Origin of the sequence: Actinoplanes sp. NPDC051470 (assembly GCF_040682035.1) — a bacterium.
Taxonomy (GTDB): Bacteria; Actinomycetota; Actinomycetes; order Mycobacteriales; family Micromonosporaceae; genus Actinoplanes.
In genome coordinates this window covers 276,937-301,502 of the sequence record NZ_JBFBAA010000004.1, presented here as the reverse complement: position 1 = coordinate 301,502, position 24,566 = coordinate 276,937, and the positions used below count along the sequence as shown (strand labels likewise).

The window sequence follows — 24,566 nt, the reverse complement described above, 5'->3', positions numbered from 1 at the left end:
AGCAAGCCACGTCCACCGCTGCGGGGACCCCCCATCGGAACCCCGGACCGCCGTCCACCCCCCTGAGGACGGCACCTGCGGCAGTCGGCCCGGACAAGGAAACGGCTGACGAAAGGAGGCGCGGGACCAAGGTCGGGCCGAGCACTCAGCTCCGGCACCGGCGACGCGGACCAACTCGGGTGTTCGCGCTCGCCCCCCGATGGCCCTGACTGGGAGCGCAGTCAGGGCCATCGGCATATCCGGAGGGGTGTGGCACAGTGTCTCGGGTGAGCGCACAGGTGACCCGGCGGCTGGCTCTGCCGGAGCGGTACCACCTGGCCGGCACGCTGTCGTCACTGATCGCGACCAAGGGCGATCCCTGCGTACGCCTGGAGGGCAGCGAGTTCTGGCTCGCCGCGCGTACCCCCGAGGGAAGCGCGACCCTCCACCTGGCCCGCACCGGCGCCGAGCTGAACGCGACCGGCCACGGGCCGGGAGCGGCCTGGATCGTCGAACGCGCCGACGCCATCGCCGGACTGCGCGACGAGGTGGACGAGTTCACGGCCCTGGCGGCGCGCCACCCGCTGATCGCGCGGCTGGCCAAGACCTTCGCCGGGGTACGCATGCCGGCCAGCGGCCTGCTCTTCCACCGGGCGCTCCGGGCCGTGCTCGAGCAGAAGGTCACCGGCAAGGAGGCCCACCGGGCCTACCGCGCCATGGTCCGGCACTTCGGCGAGCCGGCGCCGGGACCGGGCGGGCTGACCCTGCCGCCCGAGGCGGCCGCGGTGGCGGCCACGCCCTACTGGGTCTTCCATCCGTTCGGCGTCGAGCAGCGGCGCACCCAGGCCCTGCTGCGCGTCGCGGCGGTCGCCGACCGGCTCGAACGATGCGCGGACAGCGCCGAGGCCACGCGACGGATGATGGCCTTGCCCGGCATCGGGGTCTGGACGGCGGCCGAGACGGTGCGTACGACGTACGGCGACGCGGACGCGGTGAGCGTCGGCGACTACCACATCCCCAACACGGTGGCCTGGGCGCTGGCCGGCGAGGCGCGTGGCACCGACGACCGGATGCTGGAGCTGCTCGAACCCTTCCGCGGCCACCGCGCCCGGGTCTGCGACCTGCTCGCCTCCGGTGGCATCGGCGCGCCCCGCTTCGGCCCGCGCATGCCGGTCCGCTCCTTCGCCCGCTTCTGACGCTCGCCGCGCGGCGGGCGGGTTTGGCGACCTTCGAGATACGGCTTCGGTACGGTGTGCCCTTCGTGACCCTCTTTCGCGGGATGTGTGTCTGATGGGTGGAACGGGCGGCGAGATCGTCCTGGTGCTCGTGCTGGTGCTGGTCAACGCCGCGTTCTCGGGCAGCGAGATGGCCCTGGTCCAGCTCCGCGAGAGCCAGATCCAGCGGCTCGAGCGGCAGTCCCGGCGCGGCCGGGTGCTGGCCCGGCTCTCCCGCGACCCCAACCGGTTCCTGGCCACCATCCAGATCGGCATCACGCTGGCCGGCTTCCTGGCGTCGGCGGCCGCCGCGGTCTCCCTCTCCCAGCCGCTGGTCGAGCCGCTCGGCTTCCTCGGCGACGCCGCCCAGCCGACCGCGATCGTGCTGGTCACCATCGTGCTGACCTTCATCACGCTGGTGTTCGGCGAGCTGGCGCCCAAGCGCATCGCGATGCAGCGGGCCGAGGGCTGGGCGATGCTGGTCGCGCGTCCGCTGGACGTGCTGTCGGCGGTTTCCCGCCCGGTCGTGTGGCTGCTCGGCATCACCACCGACCTGGTGGTCCGGCTGGCCGGCGGCGACCCGAAGGCCAAGCGCGAGGAGGTCAGCACCGAGGAGATCCGCGACATGGTCGCCGCCCAGCAGGAGTTCTCGGCCGAGCAGCGGACCATCATCAGCGGCGCCTTCGAGATCGCCGACCGGATCCTCCGGGAGATCCTGGTGCCCCGCCGCGACGTGCTCAGCCTGCCCACCGGCACGCCGGCCAACGAGGCGCTGAAGCTGCTGATGGGCAGCGGCCACTCCCGGGCGCCGGTGGTCGGCCCGGCCGGGCTGGACGACGTGATCGGCGTGGTCCACCTGCGCGACCTGGTCGAGGCCACCGGCCCGGTGGACGGGGTGGCCCGGCCCGGCCTCTTCCTGCCCGAGACGCTGCGGGTCTCCGACGCGCTGCGTCAGATGAGGGGGGAACGCCAGCAACTGGCCATGGTGGTCGACGAGCGGGGCGCCATCGACGGCATCCTCACGATGGAGGACCTGGTCGAGGAGATCGTCGGCGAGATCTACGACGAGACCGACCGGGACGTGGAGGCGGTGGTCCGCGAGGACGACGGCGCCCTGCTGATGGCCGGCTCGTTCCCGATCCACGACCTGCCCGACCTCGGGTTCGACGGCGGCTCCCACGAGGACGCCGACTACACCACGATCGCCGGCATGGTGCTGGCCGCGCTCGGCCACATCCCGACCGCGCCGGGCGAGGTGGTCGACCTGTCCGAGTTCACCGCCGAGGTGGTCGAGGTGACCGGCCGGGCGATCACCCAGGTGCGGCTCCGCGCGGTCGAGCGCCCGGCCGAGGACGATGACGATTAGGGCCGTGCGCCCGTTCTGAGGAGCCGGAACTCGCGGCGCCGGAGCAGCCTGAGCACCAGGGCGGCCGGGTTGCCGAAGGCGCGCAGGCCGGCGTCGGCCGGGAAGTCCTCGATGGCGCTGATCTCGTGCTCGGCCCCGCGGTCGAGCACCACGCAGCGGCCGGCCGCGACGACGTTGCGGTACCAGGCGACCTCGGGACCGTAGGTCAGCTCGGCGACGAAGTCGTCACCGGCGCGGGCCAGGATCAGCGGGGTCTCGTACACCTTGCCGGTCTTCCGGCCCACGTGCCGGACGATCGAGAAGGGACCGACGCCGGCTCGGGCCATCCGCGACGTACCCCGGTTGAGGGTGTTCTTGAGGATCGTCAGCCAGACACGCTGTGCCTTGCCCGTCACGGTGGCCTCCTCGAACTCAACGTTCGATGAATTCGCCTAGCGGGATCAGCCTAGCGCCGGCCGTCCGCCGTGGACAGGGCCAGAGCGCGGTGCAGGACGCGGGCGTCGCCGAGCATGCCGCGGAGGCGACGTTCCAGGCCGGCGATCGGGATCAGGTTCTGGGGCGCCCGGGGGTCCTTGTAGGCCGACGAGGCGAACCGGGGGACGGTCACGGCGGCCACGTCGGCCAGCTCGATCGCCTCCTCCACGGTCAGGTCGGGCGAGCACTCCAGGCGGACGATGCCGCCCCACGGCGCGCCGCTGCCGCCGGGCAGGCGGAGGTACCAGGTCCAGGCGCCCCACATCGAGCCGAGCTTGAACAACGGCGTGCGCCGGCCGGGCAGCAGGCTGGTCACCACGCCGGTGAGCTGGGCCGACAGGTATTGGCGCTGCTGGGTCTTGACGTACCCGACGGTCCGCGGAAGCTGGCGGCGGCTGCGCAGCGGGCCGTCGACCACCAGCAGGTCATCGTCCTCGCGGGCGGCCGACGAGATCTCGATCTCCAGCTCGGTGAGCGGCGCCTGCACGGCCGCGGGCAGCTTGCTGACCTCGCCGGCGCCGCTGATCCGGCGGACCGTGTAGCTGACCGAGCCGGCCTGCACATCGGACGCGGACGGGCTGGCCGTGAACAGGCCGCGGCCGACCCGGGCGCCGGGCAGCAGCGTGGCGACGCCGTTGGCCAGGTCGCAGCGGACCACCCCGGCGCCGTACGAGGCGGCCAGGCCGGCGTACGACGTGCCGTCCTCCTCCCGGGTCCAGAGCAGGGCGTCGTTGCGCCGGACGCCGTCGACCAGCAGCACCACGGCCGGCCGGCGCGCGCCCCGGTCGGGGTCGATCGGGGCCCACTGGTCGTCGGGCACCTCGTGGTGGGTCTCGACCTGGGCGGTGCTGGGTGAGGCCGGGCCGTCCCCGCCGTCGCCCTCGAACGCGGCGCCGTAGGACGGATCCCACGAGTCGACGTACATCGTGGTCAAAGGCCGACCCTTTCCACGTACGCGGTTCGCGCGTCCTTGTGCACCTCGAACCGCACCGGGATCCGTTCGGCCAGCGCCTGCACGTGGGTGACCACCCCGACCATCCGGTCGCCCCGCGCGGCCAGATTTTCCAGGGTCGCCGCGACCACGTCGAGGGTGGCGGCGTCGAGCGTGCCGAAGCCCTCGTCGAGCATGATCGACTCGAGGCTGGCGGCGGTAGCCGACATGCCCGCGAGCTGCTCGGACAGGGCCAGCGCGAGGGCCAGCGAGGCCTGGAACGTCTCGCCGCCGGAGAGCGTGCGCACGCCGCGGCGCAGGTCGGCGTCGAAGTGGTCGACCACCCAGAAGTCGCCCTTCTCGTGCATCAGGTCGTACTGCCCGCCGGTCAGGTCGCGCAGGATCCCCGAGGCGCCGTCGACCAGCAGGTCGAGCGCCTCCTCGAGCAGCCAGCGCTCGAAGTTGTTGGCCCGCAGGTGCCCGGCCAGGGACTTGGCCACCCGGGACTCGCGGGCCAGGCCGGCCCGCTGCTCGGTGAGCTCGCGGGCCTGTTCCCGCCGGTCGACCAGCCGCTGCCAGCCCGCCCCGGCCCGCTCGGCCGCCACCGCGGCCGAGCGGATCAGATCGGAGTCGTCGCCGCGGGGCGCAGGGACACCCGCCTCGACGAACAGCGCGGCGATGGCGTCGAACGAGGCCTGCACGGCGTCGTGGGCCGAGGCGACGGCCTCTTCGGCCGCGGTCAGCGACTGCGTCCGCTCGGCCCGCTCGGCGGCGGCCCACTCGACCAGCGTGGCCCAGGCGCGGGCCAGGTCGTCACGGTCGGCCGGCGGCGGCCCGTACCGCGCCACCGCGTCGCGCGTCGTGTCGAAGGCGCGCCAGGCCGACCGCTGCTCCTCCTCGGCCGCCGCCACCGCACGCTGGGCCTTCCGCTGCGCCTCCCGCGTGGTGCGGACCTGGACGCCCGCCTCCTCCAGCCGCTTCTGGAGCCGGGTCAGCTCGGCCAGCCGCTGCTCGACCGCCGCGACACCGGGCGAGTCGGCCACCACGGTGCGGACCTCGGCCAGCCGGGCCATGTGATGTTCCAGCTGGGCGCGCTTGCGCTCGAGGTTGCTCTCCAGCTTGCGGGCCACCGCGTCACGCTGTTTCCACGCCGCCTCGGCCACCTCGGACGCGGCCCGGGCGGCCTTGCCGGTGGCCTCGGCCGCCTGCACCGCCGAACCCTCGGGCATCGAGGGCACGTCGGCGACGGACTGCTCGCACACCGGGCAGTGGTCGCCGGCCCGCAGGTGAGCCCGCAGGGCCACGGCCCGGTCGAGTTTCTGCGCCTCGGTGTAGTCGGCCCGCGCCTGCTCGAGCAGCTGGGTGGCGCCCACGTGGGCGGAGTGGGCCAGCTCGACGGCCGCGGCGGCGTCTTTGGACTCGACCTCGGCCACCTGCACCTCGCCGGCGAACCACTCGGCCTGACCGGTCAGCCGGTCGAGCTCGGCGTGCCGGTCGAGGAGCAGCTTGAGCGAGCCGGGGTCACCGGCCGCGGTCAGCTCGCCGCGGATCTTCTCCTCACGCTCCTCGGCCCCCCGGACCGCGTCGGCCGCCGCGGTCGCCGTCTCGCGGGCGTCGGCCACCGCGGCCAGCAGCCGGGCGCTGCCGTCGGGTGTGCGTACCCGGGTCAGCGTGGCCACCTCGGCCCGCAGCGCGTCACGGCCCTGCGCCGCCGTGGCCTCGCGCTGCCGGATCTCGCGCAGGCCGGGCACCGCCGCCTCGACCGCCGCGGTCAGCTCGCGCATCCGGGTCAGCTCGGCCTCGGCCGCCGTGACCGCCTCGTCGTCGGCGTCGGCCAGCCCCTCCAGCAGCTGCTCGATGGTGCCCAGCTTGGCCTCGGCCGTCGTCGCCCGCCCGGCCGCCCGCTGCTGCACCTCTTCGTAGACGTGCAGGCCCAGGAGGTTGACCAGGATCTGCTGGCGGGTGGCCGGCTTGGCGTGCAGGAAGTCGGCGAACTGGCCCTGCGGCAGCACGACGCAGCTGGTGAACTGCTCGTACGGCAGACCCACGGCGTCGATCACCGCGCGGTCCATCTCGGCCGGGGTGCCGGCCAGCACCTCGCCCAGGTCGTCCAGGCTCATGCCGGTGTCGAGCCGGGACACGTCGAAGCCGGCCGGCATCAGCTGGAGGCCGGCGCCGCTGGTCTTGACGTTGCCCCGGCCGTCGCGGCGCACCACCCGGGTCGCGACGTAGCGGTCGCCGGCCGACTCGAAGACCAGCCGGACCCGGGCCTCGGTGGCCGACGGGGCCAGGGCGTTGACGATGCCGCGGGCGCCGCCCCAGCGCGGGACGGTGCCGTAGAGCGCGAAGCAGATGCCGTCGAGCACCGTCGACTTGCCCGAGCCGGTCGGGCCGACCAGCGCGAAGTAGTCGGCGTCGGTGAAGTCGACGCTGGTCTCGTCGCGGAAGACGGTGAAACCGGCCATGTCCAGTCGCAGGGGCCTCATTGAGTCGAGCTCACTTCGTCGTAGAGCTGGTCGAACAGGTCACGGACGCCGTCCTCGGGGGTGCCGCGGCTGTCCAGGTAGTCGCCGAAGAGCTGGCGGGGGGTGCGGCCCTGGCGCTGGGCCTGGGTGCTCTTGCGGTCGGGCACCATGTCGGGGTCGATGCGGACCTCGAGCGCGTTGGGCAGCATGTCCTGGACGTCCTCCCGCAGGCCGGCCCGTGGGGTCTCCCGCACGAAGACACGCAGCCAGGCCTCCGGAAGGTTCACCTTCGACAACTGTTCCAGGGTCCCCCGGACCGTACGCAGCACCTTGGCCGAGGTCACCGGCACGTCGCGGACCCGGGCCGCCTTGTCCGGGGAGACGTCGACGATCGAGACGCCGCAGACGTTCTCCTCCTCGCCGAAGTCGATCGCCAGCGGGCTGCCGCAGTAGCGCACCGGGCACGGCCCGATCACCTGCTGGGTGCGGTGCAGGTGGCCCAGGGCGACATAGTGGGCGTTGGCCGGGAAGACCGTGGCCGGCACGGCGTAGCCCATCACCGTGTGGGCCTCACGCTCGCCGCCGCCGGCCGACGCGCCGACCACGGTCAGGTGGGCGGTCAGCAGGTTGACCAGGCCGGGCTGGTCGAAGGTCTGGCTGAGGCGGGCGATCAGGCGGGCCAGATGATCGGCGTACGTCTGCTGGGTCTCGGCCGCGGTCAGCTCGTACATCTCGGCGGCCCGGATCGCGTAGCGCTGGGACAGGAACGGGATGGCCACCAGTTGCCAGCCGTCGCCGGTGATGAGCAGGTCGTCGGGGTTGCTGGACACCGAGCCGCGGACCGTGATGCCGGCCGCCTCGGCCCACGGCCGCAGCGCGTCGAGCGCCGGGCCGTTGTCGTGGTTGCCGCCGATCGCGACCACCTCGGCGCCGGTGCGGCGCAGCGCGGACAGGGCCCGGGTGACCAGCCGGGTCGACGCCGGGGTGGGCGCGGCCGAGTCGTACAGATCACCGGAGACCAGCACCAGGTCGGGTTCTTCCCGCTCGGCGATCGCGATGACCTCGGCGAGGACCTGCTTGTGCTCCTCCTCGCGGTTCTGACCCTTGAGGACCTTGCCTACGTGCCAGTCGGAGGTGTGGAGGATCCGCATCGGGCAACCTTATGAGGGTAGTAGTTCGAAGAACCTTAGAAGGGGATGTCGTCGTCGGCGGAACCGGCGCGGCCCACGACCGCGAACGGGTCGGCGCCCTGCACGATCGAGCGCATCGAGGCGGACGGGGGCGGGCCGGCCTCGGAGAAGCGCGTCGCCCAGGCCGGGAACGGGAACTCGACGCACAGCGGGACCGGGATGTCGGGCTGGTTGACGAACATCGTGCCGGGCCGGGCCAGCAGGGCGCGCTGGCGCATGGCGGGCGGCAGGAAGCCGTATTCCGGCCGGGACGCCTCGGCCGGGTCGAGCCGGCCGACCACCCGGATCGCCGAGTTGGTGACGATCCGCCGCTCGACCTCGCTGGCCGTCTGTTGCGCGCCGATCAGGATCACGCCCAGCGACCGGCCGCGCTCGGCGATGTCGAGCAGCACCTCCTTGATCGGCGAGGTGCCCTCGCGGGGCGCGTACTTGTTCAGCTCGTCGAGCACCACGAACAGCAGCGGCTTGCCGGTGCCCGACTTCTCCTTGTCGTCGAACTCGGTCTTCAGCGTCACGCCGACCACGAACCGCTGCGCCCGGTCGGGCAGGTTGTGCAGGTCGACCACGGTGACCTGGGCGCTCTCGGCGGTCTTGATCGCGTGCGGGCGGCGGGCGGCCAGGTCGCCGCGGATCAGCCGGGCCAGGTCGCGCTTGCTGCCGATCAGCCGGCGGGCGAACGCGTTGACCGTACCCATGTTGATCGCCGAACCGGCCCAGGTGGACCGGGTCTCGTCGTCGGTGAGCTGCTCGACGATGTGGTCGACGAGGTCGCCGTACGACCCGAGGCGGCGGCCGTCGATGCTGACGCCGCCCTCGGCCGGCACCGCGTGACGATGAAGGTGGGCGGTGACCGAGTGGACGACCATCGTGTACTGCTGGCGCTCGTCGTCGGCGTCGGCGAAGACGTAGGGCAGCAGCCGGTTGGCGCAGAACTCCTCGAGCGTCCAGTAGAACGCGTCGACCCCGGTCATGCGGCTGGTCACATCGGGCGTGCCGGACGAGTCGCCGACTCGCGGCGGGGCGTAGACCCGGACGTCGGGGAAGGCCGTCGCGGGCAGTTCCAAGAGCTTGTACGCCGCGATCGTCGGCTCGTCCAGGCGGATGTTCGGATGGTCGAGGAACAGCAGGTCTTCACCCTTGACGTTGAAGATCAGCGCCTTGGCGTTGGTGCCGTCGGCCCCGAGCTGGCCCGAGCGGAAGACCGAGTAGAGCAGGAAGGTCGCGAAGCTGGTCTTGGTGGCCACGCCGGAGATGCCGGAGATCGACACGTGCGCGCCGCGGGTGCCGTCGAGGAAGTCGGCGTTGAGGTAGACCGGCACGCCGTCGCGGCCGGTGCCCATCGGGATCCGCCGCTCCATCCGGTCGAAGTGGAGGGCGGCGTCGCGGGCCGCGCCGGACGCCCGGTGAACCACCGCGCCCGGCGCCGGCGGCACGTAGAACTCGGGGTCGACCCGGGTCGTGGTGATCTCGGCCGCCTCCTGGACCAGCGCGGGCAGCGTGCCGTCGGCGATCGCGAAGACATCCGAGTCGAACTGTGCCCCCTCGTGGCGCGCCCGCACCTGGGTGACCACCCCGGCGATCGTCACCGGCTCGCGGCCGGGCAGGTCGCGCCGGGTCACGACCACGTCGTCGAGCTGGAGGTAGCTGCCCGGGGTCACCGCCGTCCAGAACTCGAGCGGGGTGGCGTCGGCGGTGCCGAGCACACGGCCGACCGGGTCGCCTGGTGGGGTGGGGTCGTCTAACACGGGATCATGGTGCACCAGAGGTACGACAAATCGACGGACCCCACGTCGGTTGGCACCGACTTTCCACAACTTCTAGTGGTTGTCCACAGGTTTGTCCACAAGTACTTGCTTCCGCGCGTACCGGAGAAAGAGCTGGTCGCCGTCGGTCAGGAGGTGCCGCAAGGACATCTCGCGCGCCTCGGCCGGCGGTCCGGTCGCGATCCGGCCGGGCTCGCCGCCGGCCAGCCAGGGCGAGATCGTCAGGCACAGCTCGTCGACCAGGTCGGCCGCGATGAGCTGCCCGAACAGGCTCGGGCCGCCCTCACAGAGGATGTGCTCGGCGCCGCGTCGGTTCAGCTCGTCCGTCACCTGCGCCAGATCACCCACGGTCACCAACTCGGCCGGGAAGCGACCGGCGCCTTCCGCCGTGAACACGATCGGCGGGCGCGGGGCGTCGGTGAAGATCGCCTGGTCCGGGTCGAGATTCAGGGAGCGGGACAAGATCGCCATCAGGGGGTACGCGGTGAGCCCGTTCGCCGTCCGCCACTCCGGATCGGGGCGCAGGGCGTCGTAGTGCTCCGTGCGTACCGTATTGGCCCCCACCAGGAGCGCGTCGCACCCGGCCCGCAGCAGATCGAAGATCCGTTTGTCGCCCGGACCGCCCAGCGGGCCGGACCTGCCACCGACCGTGGCCGCGCCGTCCGCGCTGCTCACGAAGTTCATCCGCAACGTCGGCCGCTCGTAGGCGTAGCAGGCCCGGAGCGCCTCGTCATCCAGCGGATGGCCCGGGTCGGGCAGCAGCCGGCGGATCGGCGTCATGGGCCGGGCGGGCCCGTCACCGGCGGCACCGGCACCGGCGGCCGATGTTGGCAGTCGCACCACGAGCCGCCGCGGCAGTCGTCATGCCGCTTCTCCCGGCAGGCTCGGCAGATCACCGGCCCAGACTATGCCGTTCTCCGGACGGAAAGATGATAATGCCGGTGTGACCAGGCAGGCGCCCCGCTCCACCGTCGGCCGGCCCACGCTCGAAGAGGTGGCCGCGCTCGCCGGGGTCGGCCGTGGCACGGCCAGCCGGGTGGTGAACGGATCGGCGCAGGTCAGCCCCCGGGCCAAGGCCGCCGTGGAGGCGGCCATCAACCAGCTCGGCTACGTGCCCAACCGGGCCGCGCGGTCGCTGGTGACCCAGCGAACGGACGCGGTGGCCCTGGTCGTCTCCGAGTCGCAGGAGAGGGTCTTCGGCGAGCCCTTCTTCGCCGGCGTGCTGCGCGGCATCAACGAGACGCTGCTCGAGACGTCGCTGCAGCTCTGGCTGGCGATGGCGGCCACACCGGCGCAGCGGCAGCGGGTCGAGCACCACCTCACCGACCAGCACGTCGACGGGGTGCTGCTGCTCTCGCTGCACGACGACGACCCGCTGCCCGCGCTGCTCCGGGCCCGGGCCATGCCGTTCGTGCTGGGCGGGCGGCCCTCTTCGCACGACGATTCCGCCTTCGTCGACGTCGACAACGTGGGTGGGGCGACCCTCGCGACGGCCCATCTGCTGAGCCTCGGCGCGCGGCGGGTGGCGACCATCGCCGGGCCGCAGGACATGGCGGTCGGCCGCGATCGGCTCGCCGGTTACCGCGCCGCGTTGCCCGCCCACGCCGCCGAGGTGGTCCAGGTCGGTGACTTCAGTGAGGCGGGTGGGTACGCGGCCATGCGCGCGCTGCTGGCCTTCGACTTCGACGCGGTGTTCGCCGCCAGCGACCTGATGGCGGCCGGGGCGTTGCGGGCGCTGCGGGAGGCCGGGCGGGTGGTGCCGCTGGTCGGGTTCGAGGACGCCGACGTGGCCCGGCGGACCGATCCGCCGCTCACCACCGTGCACCAGCCGGTCGAGGAGCTGGGGCGCCGGATGGCCGCGCTGCTCATCGACCTGATCGCCGGGCGGGACGTGGTTTCGCACGTTCTGCTGGACACCCACCTGGTCCGTCGCGACTCCGCCTGACCGCTCATATTCTGTTCCCGACTTGTCCTTTGACGGTGGGGATACCGCGCCGCAACCGGTCGGAAATGCCGCGTTGGCACACTGGACGCTGTCGGTTGGCCGTTCTTCTTCCTGAGGGAGCTTGATGTTGCTGCGGGTTCGCGTCACTCTGCCGGACCGGCCGGGAGCCCTCGGGCAGGTCGCTCGGACGCTCGGCGTGGCCGGCGCCGACATCGTCCAGGTGGTGGTGCTGGAACGCCTCAGCGGCCGCGCGGTCGACGACTTCACCGTGGTCTGGCCCGGCGCCGCCCGCGTCGACCGGCTCCTGGCCGGGCTCGCCGCGATCCCCGGCGTCCAGGTCGACGGGGTGTGGAAGGCGATCGGCGCGCCCGTCTCCGGCGGGCACGACGCCGAACTGCTGGCCCAGGTGGCGGCCAACCGCGCCGACGGGCTGGCCACGGTGGTCGACGCGATGCCCGGGCTGCTCGCCGCCGACTGGGCCGCCGCCGTGGTGGTGCCGGCCGACTGGGCCGAGCGGGCCGGCGCGCCCCAGCCGCCGGTGCGTGAGCCGGCCATCGCCTACGCCAGCTGGCGCGCGCCCACCCCGCTGCGGCTCCCCGAGGTCACCCCGCTGCGGGCGCGCCCGATGACCGACCCCGACGGCACCAAGTACGCCGTGGCGCCGTTCGGCCGGGCCGGCCTCGTGCTGGTGCTGGCCCGGGACGACGACGCGTCCGGCGCCTTCCACACCACCGAGGTCGACCGGGTCGCCCAGCTGGTCCGCGCGGCCGCCGTCATCCTCGGCGACCGCCTCGACCAGGTCGGTGTGCCGCCGGTCGCATCGGTTGTGACTGACCCCTCATAACTCGGCCGGCTCCGGCAATGCCGGGGTAACACCGGCGCGGCAGGCTTAGATTCGTCTTTGTTCCGTCGTTCGAGTTCGTCGTTGGTCGAGTTCGTCGTTGGTTGAGTTCGTCGTTGGTTGAGTTCGTCTTTGGTTGAGGAGGCGAGCATGGCGTTGTGGCGGGTCCGGGCGACCGTTGACGATCGTCCCGGTTACCTCTCGGTGCTGACCGCGAGCCTGGCGCTCAAGTCGGTCAACATCCTGGCCGTTCAGGTGCACACCACCGAGGCCGGCGCGGTCGACGACTTCCTGGTCGACGCGCCCGACACGATGTCCGAGCGCGACCTGCTGGCCGCCGTCGAGCGCGGTCGCGGGCGCGACGCGTTCGTGGCCCGCGCCGAGGCGCAGGGCCTGGCCGACCCGCCGACCCGGGCGCTGGCGCTGGCCGGCCGCCTGGTGCACGACCCCGACGGGCTGGGCGAGGCGTTGGTCGGGCTGCTCGACGCGACCGAGGTCCGCTGGCGTCCGTCCGCCGGCTCTCCCGGCTCGCCCGCCTCCGGTTTCACCGCCGGGCCTCCCGCCTCCGGGTTCACCGCCGGGTGCATGACGCTCGCCGACCCGGCGGGCGGTGTCTTCGAGGTGTCGCGGCGGGCGCCCGACTTCACCCCCGCCGAGTTCGCCCGGGGCCAGGCGCTGATCGAGCTGAGCGGCGCCCTGCTGCGCCAGGCCGACACCCAGACCACGCTGTTGCTGCCGTCCGGCGACGAGTTGCTGATCCGGGTGGCCACCCCCGACGACACCGAGGCGGTCCTCCGCCTGCATGCCCGCTGCTCGGCGGCCGCCCGCGAGCTGCGCTACCCCGGCGGTGTCCCGTCCGACGCCCGGCTGCGCCAGCTGCTCGAGCCGATCGGCGGCCTCACCCTGCTGGCCCTGCACACCGACCCGCGCAGCGGCGAGGAACACGTCATCGCCACCGCGACCCTGCTGGCCGAGGGCGACCTGGGCGAGGCGGCGCTGCTGGTCGAAGACGCGTGGCAACGCCGGGGCCTGGGCACCACCCTGCTCCGCCGGCTGGTCACCTGGGCCGGCCGGGGCGGTTTCGCCGCGCTGGTCCTGCACGTGACCGCCGACAACACCGCCATGCTCCGCACCCTCCGCCGCCTGGGCAGCGGCGCCGCCGACCGGGACGGCTCCATGCTGACCGTGACCCTCCCCGTCCCCGGCGCCGACGTCCACGAGTCCCCGGTGACGTCGACCTGACGGGGCGATCAGTCGCGGATCAACTCGGCCGCCACGAGGTCCATCAGGAGGCCGTCGTGCCAGCCGGTGGGGTCGCGCTCGTACTGGCGCATGATGCCGACCGGGCGGAAGCCGACCTTCTCGTAGCAGCGGATCGCCGGGGTGTTGTCGGCCGCCGGGTCGATCACCAGGCGGTGGAAGCCCTCGTCGTCGACCAGGTGGGTGGCCAGGGTGCGGACGGCGTCGGTGCCTACGCCGCGGCCGTGCACGGCGGGGTCGACGAAGATGTCGATGCTGGCGTGGTGGTAGTCGGGGTCGTGCTCGGCCGCCCACTGGATCGCGCCGGCCACCCGGCCCTCCACCTCGATCGTGTAGAAGCCGGTCTCCTCGTCGGCGATCGACTCGCGGGTCTCGGCGGCCAGGTCGTCGCCGCGCCAGCGCGCCTTGACCTCGGGGGTCGACCGGATGCGGACCAGCTCGGCGACATCCGCCTCCTCGGCCAGGCGTAGCGTCACCAGGCGGCCGCGCAGCCGTGACCAGGTCATGCGCTCATCCTCGCAAGATCATGGCAGTGCCGTCCGAGCGACGGAAGGACGGCACACCGCGAAGGAGGCGCGGGGGAGAGGCGCCGCACAGTGCGAAGGGGGTTGGGCATCAGGAGTGGGAATCGCCGTGTTCGACGCAGGTGGCGGTCCAGCCGGTGGGGACCACCTGAACCTTCAGGCGGCGGCGGCACTGCGGACAGTAACGGGGTGGCTCCAGCCGGCGGGCCGCCGTACACGCAAGGTGGTCGCCCTTGGTCAGGGTCTCGCCGCAGCGGTCGCAATACGTGGTGGCGGGCGCGGTCACAGCGTGGCCGAGAGAGCCTTGACCGGCATCTTGAGCTCGGCCAGCAATTCGAGGTCGGCGGTGGCGGGGCGGCCCAGGGTGGTCAGGTAGTTGCCGACGATCACGGCGTTGATGCCGCCGAGCAGGCCGTCGCGCGTGCCTAGGTCGCCCAGGGTGATCTCGCGGCCACCGGCGTACCGCAGGATCGTTCTCGGCAGGGCCAGGCGGAACGCGGCGATGGCGCGCAGCGCGTCCTTGCCCTCGACGACCTCGCGGTCGCCCAGCGGCGTACCCGGACGGGGGTTGAGGAAGTTGAGCGGGACCTCGTGGGGGTCGAGGCGGGCCAGCTGCCCGGCGAACTCGGCCCGCTGCTCGACCGTCTCGCCGAGGCCGAGGATGCCGCCGCAGCAGACCTCCATGCCCGACGCCCGCACCATCTCCAGCGTGCGGAAACGCTCTTCCCACGAATGGGTGGTCACCACGTTGGGGAAGAAGGAACGGCACGTCTCGAGGTTGTGGTTGTAGCGGTGCACGCCCATCTCGACCAGGTCGTCGACCTGCTCCTGGGTGAGCATGCCGAGGCTGGCCGCGACCTGGATGTCGACGGCCTCGCGGATCGCCTTGACGCCCTCGCGCATCTGGTCCATCAGGCGCTGGTCGGGACCGCGGACGGCGGCCACGATGCAGAACTCGGTCGCGCCCGTGGCGGCGGTCTGCCGGGCCGCCTCGACCAGGGCCGGGATGTCGAGCCAGACCGCCCGCACCGGCGACGTGAACAGGCCGGACTGCGAGCAGAAATGGCAGTCTTCGGGGCAGCCGCCGGTCTTCAGCGAGACGATGCCCTCGACCTCGACCTCAGGACCACACCACTTCATGCGTACGTCGTGAGCGAGCTGGAGCAACTCGGGCAGATCGTCGTCGGGCAACCGCAGCACCTCGAGCACCCCGGCCTCGCCCAGCCCGACACCGTCGGCGAGCACCTGGACGCGGGCTTGATCGAGGATCTCAGGCATGCCCGTACCCTACAACTCGCCGGGGACGATCCGGCCGGGTGATAGTTTGCCGGTCCAGGCTCTGTCTCGAAGATCACGCGCCGGTCCGGCATTGTCCGACAGGGTCCGCGCCGGGTGTGCTTCGGTGGTGCCGATGGATGCGTACGGCGGCGATTGCGAGGCTGTTTTGGCGGGCTGGTTGGCGGCGCTGGAACGGCTGGCTCGCGGCCGGGCCAAGGCCGGGCTGACGCGTGAGCTGCGGCCGCGCGCGCCCGGCGACCCGATCGTCGATCTGGCCGGCAACGACTACCTCGGCCTCTCCGCCCACCCCGCGGTGGTCGAGGCCGCGGCCGGGGCGCTTTCGGCGTACGGGCTGGGAGCCACCGGTTCGCGCCTGGTCCGGGGCTCCACCGCCGCGCACACGGCGCTGGAGGACGACCTGGCCGGTTGGCTGGGCGCCGAGCAGGCCCTGGTGTTCTCGTCGGGCTACCTGGCCAACCTGGGCGCCGTCCGGGCCCTGGCCGGCAGGGGCGGCCTGATCGTCTCGGACGCGTACAACCACGCCTCGTTGATCGACGGCTGCAAGATGTCCGGCGCCGAGACGGTCGTGGCGCCGCACGCCGACCCCGCGGCCGTCGCCGCCATCCTGGACGCCCACCCCGGCCGCGACGCCGTGGTGGTGACCGAGTCGGTGTTCTCGGTGGACGGTGACCTGGCGCCGCTGGCCGCCCTCCACCAGGTGACCTCGGCCCGCGGCGCCCTGCTGCTGGTCGACGACGCGCACGCGCTCGGCCTGCTCGGCCCGTCCGGCGCCGGCGGGGTGACCGCCGCGGGACTGGCCGGCCGGCCCGACGTCCTGGTCACCGCGACCCTGTCCAAGTCCCTGGGCGGCGCCGGCGGCGTGGTGGCCGGCCCCGCGCAGTTCGTCCGCCACCTGATCGACACCAGCCGCACGTTCATCTACGACACCGCGCTCCCGCCGGCGGTCGTGGCCGGCGTCCACGCGGCCCTGCACGTGGCCCGGTCGGCCGACGACCGCCGGGCCCTGCTGGCCTCCCGCGCGGCGCTGACGGTGAGCCGGCTCTCGGCCGCCGGTCTCGCCGTGACGCACCCGGCGGCCGGCGTCCTGTCGGTGCCCGCACCCGGCCCCGAGGCGGCCCTGGCGTGGGCGGCCGACTGCCGCGACCGAGGCATAGCCGTAGGCTGCTTCCGCCCACCGTCCACCCCGGACGGCTCCAGCCGCCTGCGCCTGACCCTCAACGCCGGCGTCACCGACCCGGACTTCAGCCGAGCCCTCGACGTGATCGTGGAGTGCGCCCCATGACCCCCGCACCAGCCAGCCCCCCGGACCCGCCCCCGACCTCGGATTCACCCACCCCGGCCCCCTCGACGCTGGAACTGCCGACGCCGGCGCCTCGCGGGCATGCCCTGCCCGGCCCGGGGCCCGGTGGCAGCCGGGCCGTGTCGCGTGGCCCGGGATCCCGCGGCCCGGCGGTTCCCCGGGCGGGGTCCGGTGGTCACGCGCTGCCCGGCCCGGCTTCCCGCCGGTCCACGTTCGGGGCCGGCGACGGGCGGCGGGCGTCGTGGACGATGTCCCGGCCGGTCGCGGTCGCGCCGCAGGTCGTCCCGGTCCGCAAGGCGTCGCCCCTTGTGCTGGCGCCGACACCGGGCGTTCCTGGGAAGGGCAAGCCGAACTTCGACGCTCCGGACGGCGAAGACCCGGCCGCGACCGATTCCGCGCCGTCCTCCGCGCCGGCCACGGTGGCGGAAGCCGGATTGAGCGCGGAGGAGCCTGTTGCCGTGACTGAGTCTGCGCCTGTGCCTGTTGCCGTGACCGAGCCCGCGCCCGTGACCGAGCCGGCGCCGGTGGGGCCGGCGCCCGGTGAAGAGGCGCCGGGGGTGGTGCCAGGGGTGGAGCCTGCTCTGCCCGTACCCGTGTCTCCAGGGGCCGCGCCCGACGAGAGCGTGACCGGCATGGCCGAGCCGGAGGCCGCCGAGCAGCTCGGCGACGAGGTCGAGGCGGAGCTGTCCGCGCAGGCGGCGGCCCAGCCCCAGCGCCCCGAAGGGCCCGAATGGCGCGGCATCGTGCTGGTCACCGGCACCGACACCGACGTCGGCAAGACGATCGTCACGGCGGCGATCGCGGCCGCGGCTCAGGCCGCCGGGCTGAGGGTCGCGGTGATCAAGCCCGGCCAGACGGGTACGGCGCTCGGCGGACCCACCGACATCGACCTCGTCCAGCGGCTCGCCGCCCCGCACACCGCCCGTACGCTGGCGTCCTATCCGGAGCCGCTCGCCCCGCTGGCCGCGGCCAAGGTGGCCGAGCTGCCGCCGCTGGAGCTGTACGAGGTGGTGGACGAGATCCGGGCCGAGGCGGCCCAGCACGACCTGGTGCTCGTGGAGGGGGCCGGCGGCCTGCTGGTGCCGATGGGCGTGCGGCCGTCGGGGGAGCCCTGGACCTTCGCCGACCTGGCCACCACGCTGGGCGTCAGCACGGTGGTGGTGGCGCGGGCGGGGCTCGGCACGCTCAACCACACCGCGTTGACGCTGGAGGCGCTGGCGCGGCGCGGCGTACCCGCGGGTGTCGTGCTCGGCGCCTGGCCGGCCGACCCCGAGCTGGTGCACTGGGCCAACCTCAGCGAGCTCGTCCCGCACCTGGTCGGCGCCCTCCCGGACGGCGCCGGCGGCATGGAGCCGGGCGTCTTCCGGCGGTCGGCCCCGGGCTGGCTGACCCCCATCCTGCACGGCGTCCTGGACAACTGGCGCACCTGGGCCGACGAGGTTCACTAGGGCCTTCCCGGGCTCGCGCTCGGCTGATCGGGCTCGCGCTCGGCTGATCGGGCTCGCGCTCGGCTGATCGGGCTCGCGCTCGGCTGATCGGCCGGAAAGGCCTTAGCAGCTTCCTGCCTGAGCGCCCCATCGCGGCGTCCGGCTCGGCACGATCCGAAGAGGACCGGGCGGGGAGGATGCGATGGGCTGGGTGTGGCGCAGGCTGATCGATGTCGCGGCGTTGACCGGCGGCGTGTGGGTGGCCGACGTGTTCGTGCCGGGGTTCCGGGTCGAGGGTTCGGGGTGGGGCCGGCTGTTCCTCGGCGGGGCGGTGGCGGTGGTCATGGTCGGGGTGGCTGTCGCGCTGATCGTGCCGCTGTCGGTGATCGTCGGCTCGATGCTGATGGCTCGCGTCGCGGTCACAATGACCTGGGCGCCGTCGCCGTCGCCGCCATCGCCGCCGTGGTCGTCGCCGTCTCTGTCGCCCGAGCCGGTGCCGGTGCTGGTGCCCCGGCCGCCCGGGCGCGTGATGACCGTCCTGGCCGGACTGATCTTCGCCGGCGCGGCCGTCGCCCTGGTCCAGCCGGTGGCGTTCAAGGCCGGGACCTGGCTGGTGGGCCGGTTCGGCGGTCCGGTCGAGCTTTCCGGTGGCTGGGCCCGGTGGCTGGCCGCCGGGTTGGTCTTCTCGGGCGTGTTCGGGGCGGTACGCGGGCTGCTCGCGCCCCGCCGCGTCGAGGAGACCGCGAGTCAGTGGCTGGCCTTCCTGGTCTCCCTGGTCGGCGCGGCCGGGGCGCTGTGGTTCGCCGTCGAGGTACTGCCCGGCGTCCGGCTGACCTCCGGCGACCGCCCCGTCGTGGTGAACGTGCTGGTCCTGGCCTCGGTGTTCATCGCCATGCGGGTGGCGATCCCCGGCGGCGTGCTGATCCAGGTGGCGATCGACGCGATCGTGCTCGCCACCCTGGAGTGGGCCGGCGCCTGGCTGACCACGCCACTGGAGTTCAGCGGCTGGGGATGGCTCCTGCTGGCCGCCTTGATCGTCACCGTGGCGACGTCACCGGCCCGCCTGCTCGCGCCCGAGCAGTCCCTGGCCCCGGCCGCCACCGACTGGCGAAGCGCTCCGTTCTAGGGCCGCGTCTCGTGGATCAGGCGCCGTCCAGGATGGTGGCCGGCAGCGCCTCCATTCCGGAATGCGCCCAAGCCGTAAGCACAAGCGCCACGGCGTGAAGCTGCCGGTCACGGCGTCGGTCGCCGGTGTCGTCAGCCACACTCCGGGGCACGTCTCGGATCTAGGCGCCGCGCCCCAGCTGGGCAGACGCGGCTCGCCCCCGCTCAGGTGCCGATCCCGCCTGTGGACAACCGCCGATTCCGGGACGTCACCGCGCTACATTCCTCGCCCACCCAGAGGGGTGGGGGAGGTGGCGGTGCGCGCGTCACGCGATTTTCAAGATCAACTTGTCCGCGGCGAGGTCGAACGAGCGGCGGTCGAACGAGCGGCGGTCAGTAGCCGATGCTGATGGTCTGGCCGGCGGTGGCGGGGTCGGTGGCGGCCCGGAGCAGGCAATGCGCAAGGTCGGCTCGGGAGATGCTGGCGGCCCAGCGAGGGTTGCCCGAGGTGGCGGAGCGGTACGTGCCGGTCAGCGGGCCGTCGGTCAGGCGGGGCGGGCGGACGATCGTCCACGGCGTACCCGAATCTTGAAGGGTCTGTTCGGCGCGCATCGCGTCGGCGTAGGTGCGGCGCAGCACCCGCTGGAGGATCGGCTTGATCAGGTAGCGCAGCGGCCACGGGTCGCCGGCGCCGTGCATGCCGCTGTTGCTGACCAGGATCACCCGGGGCGGTGACGTGTCGAGCAGCGCCGAGAGCGCGGGCGTCACGATCGGCTCGGGTGAGCCGCGGCGCGGGCCCAGCGCGGTGATCACCACGTCGCTGTCCTTGACCGCGGGGCGCAGTTCGTCGGGCCGGGTGACGTCGGCGATGACGACGTGGGGGCCGGCCGGGAGGCGGGCGGGGTTCCGGACGACGGCGGTGACCTCATGGCCGGTGTCGAGGGCCTGCCGCACGACGTGGAGCCCGGTTCCGCCGGTGGCTCCGATGACGGTGATCCGCATGGTCTCTCCCGTGATGATCAATGGTGAGTGAGTACTTACTAACCACTATGCTGCGGGGGAGATGCCTGAGAACAGCCGAGACCGCATTCTGGACGCCGCCTCCCACGTGATGGGCACGCTGGGGCTGGCGCGGACCACCACCAAGGAGATCGCCCGCCAGGCCGGCTACTCCGAGGCGATGCTCTACAAGGTCTTCCGCACCAAGGAGGAGATGTTCCTGGCGGTGCTCGAGGAGCGCATGCCGGGGCTGTCCCCGCTGCTCCGCGGGCTGCCCGACCGGGTCGGCGAGGGCGAGGTGCTCGACACCGTCCGCGAGCTGGTCCGCGCCGCCCTCACGTTCTATCGGCGTACGTTCCCGATCGCGGCGTCCCTGTTCGCCGAGCCGCAGTTGCTCGCCGCGCATCGCGAGGTGATGCAGGCCCAGCAGAAGGGTCCTCAGGTCGTGGCCGAGTCGGTGGCCGGCTACCTGCGGGCGGAGCAGAAGGCCGGCCGGGTGTCCGAGCGGGCCGACCCGGACGCGATCGCGCACATGCTGATGGGTGGCTGCCTCAACTACGCGTTCCTGACCCACTTCACCGACCGGCTGCCCTGGGCCACCGAGGACGAGTGCGTCACCGCGCTGTCCGACGCGGTTCAGCCGTTGCTGGAACGCGAACGCTGACGCGCCGCCTCGTAGAGCACGACCGTGGCCGCGGCCGCCGCGTTGAGCGAGCTGGCCGCCCCGGTGATCGGGATGCGCAGCAGGTCGTCGGCGGCGTCCCGCCAGCCCGCCGACAGGCCCTGGGTCTCGTTGCCGATCAGCAGCAGGCGCGGACCGGTCAGGTCGTAGTCGGCCACGTCGACCGCGCCGTGCTCGTCGGTGCCGGCGACCCGTACGTCGAAGGGCAGTTGCGAAACCCAGTCGATGACCGCGAGGTGGGAGTCGGCCCGGATCACCGGCAGCGCGAAGAGGGAGCCGGTGCTGGCGCGTACGGCACGAGGGTCGTAGGGGTCGGCCGCGTGCCCGGTGACGATCACGCCCGAGGCGCCGAACGCGTCCGCCGACCGGATCAGCGTGCCGATGTTGCCGGGCGTGGCCGGCCGGTCGAACACCACCACGAGCATCCGCGGGCCGGCGACGATCCGGTCGAGGTGGTCGGGCGGGCGGCGGACCACCGCGACCAGTTCGGCCTCGTCCTTCTCGGCCAGCTCGGCCACCAGCTCGGGCGCCATCGCCACCGGGGTCGCGCCGGTCTCGGCGAGTAGGTCGCGGGCCCAGGCCGAGAGCGCCTCCCGATCGGAGTAGACCAGGGCGTCGACGGTCCAGCCGTACGAGGCCGCGAGCGTGATCGGGCGCACACCCTGCACCAGGAACGTGCCGGAACGCTGCCGCTTGGTGCGGTTGGTCAGCAACGCCTGCCACTGCTGGAAACTCGCGTTGCGCGTGGTGATTCTCATCGGCAGCGACCCTACTCGCGGCGCCCGGCCGGGTGGGCGACACTGTTCAGGTGGCATTCACCCTGACGATCGACTGTGGTGGTGGCGGCATCAAGGGCTCCGTGCTCGACGACGCCGGGACGATGCGGGCGCAGCCGTTGCGCGTGCCCACTCCGTACCCCCTGCATCCCGATCTTTTTGTGAAGACCCTGGTCGAGCTCGGTGGGCGGCTGCCCCAGGCCGACCGGGTGACCGTCGGCATGCCGGGCATGCTGCGACACGGTGTCGTGGTCGCCACACCGCACTATGTGACGCGCAGCGGGCCGCGCACCAAGGTCGACCCGGAGCTGGTCGAGGTGTGGCACGGGTTCGACGCGCGGACCGCCCTGGCCGAGGCCTTCGGGCTGCCCACGCTGGTGCTGAACGACGCCGAGGTGCACGGCGCGGGCGTGGTCGCGGGCACCGGCTGCGAGCTGATGATCACCCTCGGCACCGGACTGGGCTGCGCGCTGTTCGACGGCGGCAAACTGGCGCCACACATGGAGATGTCCCAGGCGCCGGTGCGCTGGGGAATGAGCTACGACACCTACATCGGCGAGCACGAGCGGCGCCGGCTGGGCGACGCGCTGTGGTCCCGCCGGGTCCGCAATGTCGTCGAGGGGCTGCGGCCGGTCTACCTGTGGGACCGGCTCTACCTGGGCGGCGGCAACTCGCGCCTGCTCACGCCGACCCAGCTGGCCCGGATGGGCGACGACGTCGTGGTGGTGCCGAACACCGCGGGCATCCTCGGTGGCGTCCGGGCCTGGACCCTCGGCGTCAACGGGCACCGGTGACCCCCGCCGCGTTGCTCCTCGACTTCGGCGGGGTGCTGGCCGACGCGCCACCGTCCCGGGAGCCACCGCCTGAGCTGGTGCTGCGCGTCTACAACCTGACCGGGGGCGTGCTCACGCCGGGCGAGATTCAGCTGCGGCTCACCGAGGCGACCGAGGCCTACGGCCGCTGGCGCGACGAGGACCACCCCGACGAGCTGCCGCAGGCCGAGGTCTGGGAGAGGTTCGTTCTGGGTGGGTGGCCCAGCTCGGCCCAGGTCCGGGTACGCGCCGCGGTGAAGCGCCTCAGCTACGAGTGGGCCTGGCGCCACAACTGGGCCCTGCGCCCGGGCATCCCCGAGCTGCTCTCGGCGGCCGCGTCACGCGATCTCCCGATGGCTGTGGTGAGCAACACCCTCTGTGGCGCCGCCCACCGAGACTTCCTGGCCAAGGCGGGCGTGGGCGACCGGTTCGCGGCGCAGGTCTACAGCGACGAGGCGGGGGTCCGCAAACCCAACCCGCAGATGATCTGGCTGGCCGCGGCCGAGCTGGGCGTCGACGCGGCCGACTGCTGGTTCGTCGGCGACAGCTTCCAGCGCGACGTGGTGTGCGGCCGCCGGGCCGAGGTGGCGAAGGTGATCGTGATGCGGTCGGTCCGCACCGCCAAGGAAGATCCGGCCGCCTGGCCCGACCCGGATGCCATTGTCGACGATGGGCTCGGAGTCGCCGCACTTCTTGGCTAAGGTGGCCGCGTGCGTCGACGCCTGGTCGAGGCCGCCTGGGTGATCCTGGTGATCGCCGTCGCGGTTCCGCTCTTCATGCTGCGCGTCGACGGCCCCCAGCGGGTCGCGTCCGGCGACAGCTACTGGTACATGCGGCAGGCGCAGATCTTCGCCGGCGTCGACCCGGTCACGGCGGCGGCGGTCGCGCGCCGGGAGGTCTGCCGCGACATCAACCGCGCGTCGCGCAAACAGGGCGGCCAGGCCCCTTGCGTCGAGTACGACGTGATGACCACGCCCCGCTATGCGGCGATCTTCCACTCCCGCCCCGGCTATCCGCTGTTCGGGTCGCCGTTCGTGGCGGTGCTCGGCGCGTGGCGCGGGATGATGGCGGCGACCCTGGTGCTTGCCCTGATCGCGGTCGTGCTGGCCTACCTGGCGGTGTGGCTGGCCACCGGCCGGCGCCTGGCCGGTCTGGTCGCGGCGATCGCGCTGTTGCTGCTGCCGTCCGGGTTCTGGATGACCCGCATGCTGGTCGAGAGCGCCACGCTGGCCGGCTGCCTGGCGGTGCTGCTCGGCGCCACGCTGACGTGGCGCGGGCGGCGGCTCGGCGGTCTGGTTCTGGCCGGTGGGGGACTGGTCTGGCTCTTCCCCGTACGCTCGGCCAGCGCTCTCGCCGTGTCCCTGGCCCTCCTCGCCGCCAGCGTGATCCTCGGCCTCCTGGCCCGCCGACGCCCGCAGCATGCGGCTCCCGCGCCCGCCGTGCCCCCCGCGCCCGTGCCCGCCGCACGCGTGCCCGCCGCGCCCGCGCCTGCCGCGCCCGCGCCTGCCGCGCCCGCGCCCGCCGCACGCGTGCCCGCGCCCGTGCCCACCGTGCCCGTGTCCGCCGTGCCCGCGTCCGGGTCCGCCGCGCGCCGCGCGGGGGTGTTGCCTATACGCGCTCAGAGCAAAGGGGGCCTCTGGTGGACCGCGGCGCTGGCCGGTGCCGCTCTGCTCGGGTGGGCCGTGGTCAGCTCGGTCTGGCATCTGCCCTCGCTCAACGAGACGATCCAGGACCGGGCCACCGATCACTTCTCCCGGCCGGACATCGCCGATCCGCTGGCCTACCTGACCGACCTGAATCTCCGGTTCTGGCGCCGCTGGCTGTCGGCGAACGCGCACGAGCCCGGCGCGATGGCCTCGGTCGCGCTCGCGATCGTGGTGCTGGCCGTGCGGCTGCGGCGGGACGCGGTCCTGTGGATCCTGGTCGGGCTCAGCGGGTTCGCGCTGGTGGTCGCCCATCCGCTGATCTCACAGCAGCCGCGCCTGTCGAACCCGATGTGGATCCCGGTGGCGGCTGTGATCGGGTGGGCGGTCGCGGTGATGGTGCATCGCCGGCCGAGGTCGGAGGAGAGGCCGGAAAGCCGGTCAGAAGGCGGCGACGGGTTCGGCGCGCTCGCCCCGGGCGAAGGCGCGCAGCAGGGCGGCGGTCCCGTGCCGGCGGTGCGAGTGCCGGAGAAGCAGGGCTAGCACCGGCCACCGCTCCGGCCGCCGACAGG

General features: G+C 73.2%; 22 protein-coding genes. 12 read left to right on the top strand and 10 right to left on the bottom strand.

The window, feature by feature from the left end; all coding sequences use genetic code 11:
* Positions 1–326: 326 nt before the first annotated feature.
* Both AB0M54_RS10520 and AB0M54_RS10515 read left to right on the top strand, forming a co-directional pair.
* The gene (locus AB0M54_RS10520) at positions 327–1,175 is read left to right on the top strand and encodes a DNA-3-methyladenine glycosylase 2 family protein (protein WP_364470433.1); all 849 of its coding nucleotides are present in this window, start codon (positions 327–329) and stop codon (positions 1,173–1,175) included.
* Between the two features lie 94 nt (positions 1,176–1,269).
* Positions 1,270–2,559 carry a hemolysin family protein gene (locus AB0M54_RS10515; RefSeq protein WP_364470328.1) on the top strand — a complete coding sequence of 430 codons (1,290 nt, stop codon included), beginning with the start codon at positions 1,270–1,272 and terminating at the stop codon, positions 2,557–2,559.
* On the opposite strand, the gene AB0M54_RS10510 is transcribed toward AB0M54_RS10515, so the two are convergent.
* The 6 genes from AB0M54_RS10510 to AB0M54_RS10485 form a co-directional block, all read right to left on the bottom strand.
* Positions 2,556–2,954 (bottom strand): nitroreductase family deazaflavin-dependent oxidoreductase, encoded by a 399-nt coding sequence (locus AB0M54_RS10510; protein ID WP_364470326.1) that lies wholly within the window; start codon positions 2,952–2,954, stop codon positions 2,556–2,558. The two genes, AB0M54_RS10515 and AB0M54_RS10510, sit on opposite strands and share 4 nt — an antisense overlap.
* Before the next feature lie 50 nt (positions 2,955–3,004).
* On the bottom strand, positions 3,005–3,967 hold the full coding sequence (locus AB0M54_RS10505) for a hypothetical protein (protein WP_364470324.1): 963 nt from the start codon (positions 3,965–3,967) through the stop codon (positions 3,005–3,007).
* Complete coding sequence (locus AB0M54_RS10500) at positions 3,964–6,450, bottom strand: SMC family ATPase (RefSeq protein WP_364470322.1); 2,487 nt, start codon at positions 6,448–6,450, stop codon at positions 3,964–3,966. The genes AB0M54_RS10505 and AB0M54_RS10500 overlap by 4 nt, the downstream gene beginning before the upstream one ends.
* Entirely contained in the window at positions 6,447–7,580 is a 1,134-nt protein-coding gene (locus AB0M54_RS10495; protein WP_364470320.1) for an exonuclease SbcCD subunit D, read from the bottom strand. The genes AB0M54_RS10500 and AB0M54_RS10495 overlap by 4 nt, the downstream gene beginning before the upstream one ends.
* A gap of 35 nt (positions 7,581–7,615) precedes the next feature.
* Complete coding sequence (locus AB0M54_RS10490; RefSeq protein ID WP_364315886.1) at positions 7,616–9,364, bottom strand: ATP-binding protein; 1,749 nt, start codon at positions 9,362–9,364, stop codon at positions 7,616–7,618.
* Between the two features lie 72 nt (positions 9,365–9,436).
* The gene (locus AB0M54_RS10485; RefSeq protein ID WP_364470318.1) at positions 9,437–10,162 is read right to left on the bottom strand and encodes a pyrimidine reductase family protein; all 726 of its coding nucleotides are present in this window, start codon (positions 10,160–10,162) and stop codon (positions 9,437–9,439) included.
* Between the two features lie 163 nt (positions 10,163–10,325).
* Between AB0M54_RS10485 and AB0M54_RS10480 the strand changes: the two genes are divergently transcribed.
* The 3 genes from AB0M54_RS10480 to AB0M54_RS10470 all read left to right on the top strand — a co-directional run bounded on the left by AB0M54_RS10480 (position 10,326) and on the right by AB0M54_RS10470 (position 13,410).
* A complete protein-coding gene (locus AB0M54_RS10480; RefSeq protein ID WP_364315892.1) occupies positions 10,326–11,327 on the top strand; it encodes a LacI family DNA-binding transcriptional regulator in 1,002 nt (333 codons plus the stop codon).
* Positions 11,328–11,451: 124 nt separating this feature from the next.
* A complete protein-coding gene (locus tag AB0M54_RS10475; protein ID WP_364315895.1) occupies positions 11,452–12,171 on the top strand; it encodes an amino acid-binding protein in 720 nt (239 codons plus the stop codon).
* Positions 12,172–12,318: 147 nt separating this feature from the next.
* A complete protein-coding gene (locus AB0M54_RS10470) occupies positions 12,319–13,410 on the top strand; it encodes a GNAT family N-acetyltransferase (protein ID WP_364470316.1) in 1,092 nt (363 codons plus the stop codon).
* An 8-nt stretch (positions 13,411–13,418) separates the two neighbouring features.
* Here AB0M54_RS10470 and AB0M54_RS10465 read toward each other — a convergent pair whose 3' ends face one another.
* The gene (locus AB0M54_RS10465; protein ID WP_364315900.1) at positions 13,419–13,934 is read right to left on the bottom strand and encodes a GNAT family protein; all 516 of its coding nucleotides are present in this window, start codon (positions 13,932–13,934) and stop codon (positions 13,419–13,421) included.
* Between the two features lie 300 nt (positions 13,935–14,234).
* On the bottom strand, positions 14,235–15,230 hold the full coding sequence (bioB, locus tag AB0M54_RS10460) for a biotin synthase BioB (protein ID WP_364315902.1): 996 nt from the start codon (positions 15,228–15,230) through the stop codon (positions 14,235–14,237).
* A gap of 166 nt (positions 15,231–15,396) precedes the next feature.
* Between bioB and AB0M54_RS10455 the strand changes: the two genes are divergently transcribed.
* From AB0M54_RS10455 to AB0M54_RS10445, 3 genes are all read left to right on the top strand, one after another.
* Positions 15,397–16,533: an 8-amino-7-oxononanoate synthase gene (locus tag AB0M54_RS10455; protein ID WP_364470431.1), complete on the top strand. Its 1,137-nt coding sequence runs from the start codon at positions 15,397–15,399 to the stop codon at positions 16,531–16,533.
* A 701-nt stretch (positions 16,534–17,234) separates the two neighbouring features.
* Complete coding sequence (gene bioD / locus AB0M54_RS10450; protein WP_364317146.1) at positions 17,235–17,999, top strand: dethiobiotin synthase; 765 nt, start codon at positions 17,235–17,237, stop codon at positions 17,997–17,999.
* A 181-nt stretch (positions 18,000–18,180) separates the two neighbouring features.
* Positions 18,181–19,104 (top strand): hypothetical protein, encoded by a 924-nt coding sequence (locus AB0M54_RS10445; protein WP_364470314.1) that lies wholly within the window; start codon positions 18,181–18,183, stop codon positions 19,102–19,104.
* Positions 19,105–19,475: 371 nt separating this feature from the next.
* Here AB0M54_RS10445 and AB0M54_RS10440 read toward each other — a convergent pair whose 3' ends face one another.
* Positions 19,476–20,084 carry an NAD(P)H-binding protein gene (locus tag AB0M54_RS10440; protein WP_364470312.1) on the bottom strand — a complete coding sequence of 203 codons (609 nt, stop codon included), beginning with the start codon at positions 20,082–20,084 and terminating at the stop codon, positions 19,476–19,478.
* Between the two features lie 61 nt (positions 20,085–20,145).
* Between AB0M54_RS10440 and AB0M54_RS10435 the strand changes: the two genes are divergently transcribed.
* On the top strand, positions 20,146–20,745 hold the full coding sequence (locus AB0M54_RS10435; protein ID WP_364315911.1) for a TetR/AcrR family transcriptional regulator: 600 nt from the start codon (positions 20,146–20,148) through the stop codon (positions 20,743–20,745).
* Here the strand turns inward: AB0M54_RS10435 and AB0M54_RS10430 are convergent.
* The gene (locus AB0M54_RS10430; RefSeq protein ID WP_364470310.1) at positions 20,718–21,521 is read right to left on the bottom strand and encodes a TrmH family RNA methyltransferase; all 804 of its coding nucleotides are present in this window, start codon (positions 21,519–21,521) and stop codon (positions 20,718–20,720) included. The two genes, AB0M54_RS10435 and AB0M54_RS10430, sit on opposite strands and share 28 nt — an antisense overlap.
* A gap of 50 nt (positions 21,522–21,571) precedes the next feature.
* Between AB0M54_RS10430 and AB0M54_RS10425 the strand changes: the two genes are divergently transcribed.
* The 3 genes from AB0M54_RS10425 to AB0M54_RS10415 are packed head-to-tail and all read left to right on the top strand — an operon-like array spanning position 21,572 to position 24,537.
* Positions 21,572–22,333, top strand: a complete 762-nt coding sequence (locus AB0M54_RS10425) for an ROK family protein (protein ID WP_364315917.1) — start codon at positions 21,572–21,574, stop codon at positions 22,331–22,333.
* Complete coding sequence (locus AB0M54_RS10420) at positions 22,330–23,052, top strand: HAD family hydrolase (protein WP_364315920.1); 723 nt, start codon at positions 22,330–22,332, stop codon at positions 23,050–23,052. Before AB0M54_RS10425 ends, AB0M54_RS10420 begins: the two co-directional genes overlap by 4 nt.
* A gap of 9 nt (positions 23,053–23,061) precedes the next feature.
* On the top strand, positions 23,062–24,537 hold the full coding sequence (locus tag AB0M54_RS10415; protein WP_364470308.1) for a hypothetical protein: 1,476 nt from the start codon (positions 23,062–23,064) through the stop codon (positions 24,535–24,537).
* The last annotated feature ends 29 nt before the right edge of the window (positions 24,538–24,566 follow it).

Bases quoted from the DNA above. Each gene is read 5' to 3' on its own strand.
- AB0M54_RS10470 (WP_364470316.1), top strand. From the start codon at position 12,319: ATGGCGTTGTGGCGGGTCCGGGCGACCGTTGACGATCGTCCCGGTTAC.
- AB0M54_RS10500 (WP_364470322.1), bottom strand. From the start codon at position 6,450: ATGAGGCCCCTGCGACTGGACATGGCCGGTTTCACCGTCTTCCGCGAC.
- AB0M54_RS10475 (WP_364315895.1), top strand. From the start codon at position 11,452: ATGTTGCTGCGGGTTCGCGTCACTCTGCCGGACCGGCCGGGAGCCCTC.
- AB0M54_RS10435 (WP_364315911.1), top strand. From the start codon at position 20,146: ATGCCTGAGAACAGCCGAGACCGCATTCTGGACGCCGCCTCCCACGTG.
- AB0M54_RS10465 (WP_364315900.1), bottom strand. From the start codon at position 13,934: ATGACCTGGTCACGGCTGCGCGGCCGCCTGGTGACGCTACGCCTGGCC.
- AB0M54_RS10445 (WP_364470314.1), top strand. From the start codon at position 18,181: ATGGGCTGGGTGTGGCGCAGGCTGATCGATGTCGCGGCGTTGACCGGC.
- AB0M54_RS10440 (WP_364470312.1), bottom strand. From the start codon at position 20,084: ATGCGGATCACCGTCATCGGAGCCACCGGCGGAACCGGGCTCCACGTC.
- AB0M54_RS10485 (WP_364470318.1), bottom strand. From the start codon at position 10,162: ATGACGCCGATCCGCCGGCTGCTGCCCGACCCGGGCCATCCGCTGGAT.
- AB0M54_RS10495 (WP_364470320.1), bottom strand. From the start codon at position 7,580: ATGCGGATCCTCCACACCTCCGACTGGCACGTAGGCAAGGTCCTCAAG.
- AB0M54_RS10515 (WP_364470328.1), top strand. From the start codon at position 1,270: ATGGGTGGAACGGGCGGCGAGATCGTCCTGGTGCTCGTGCTGGTGCTG.
- bioB (WP_364315902.1), bottom strand. From the start codon at position 15,230: ATGCCTGAGATCCTCGATCAAGCCCGCGTCCAGGTGCTCGCCGACGGT.
- AB0M54_RS10430 (WP_364470310.1), bottom strand. From the start codon at position 21,521: ATGAGAATCACCACGCGCAACGCGAGTTTCCAGCAGTGGCAGGCGTTG.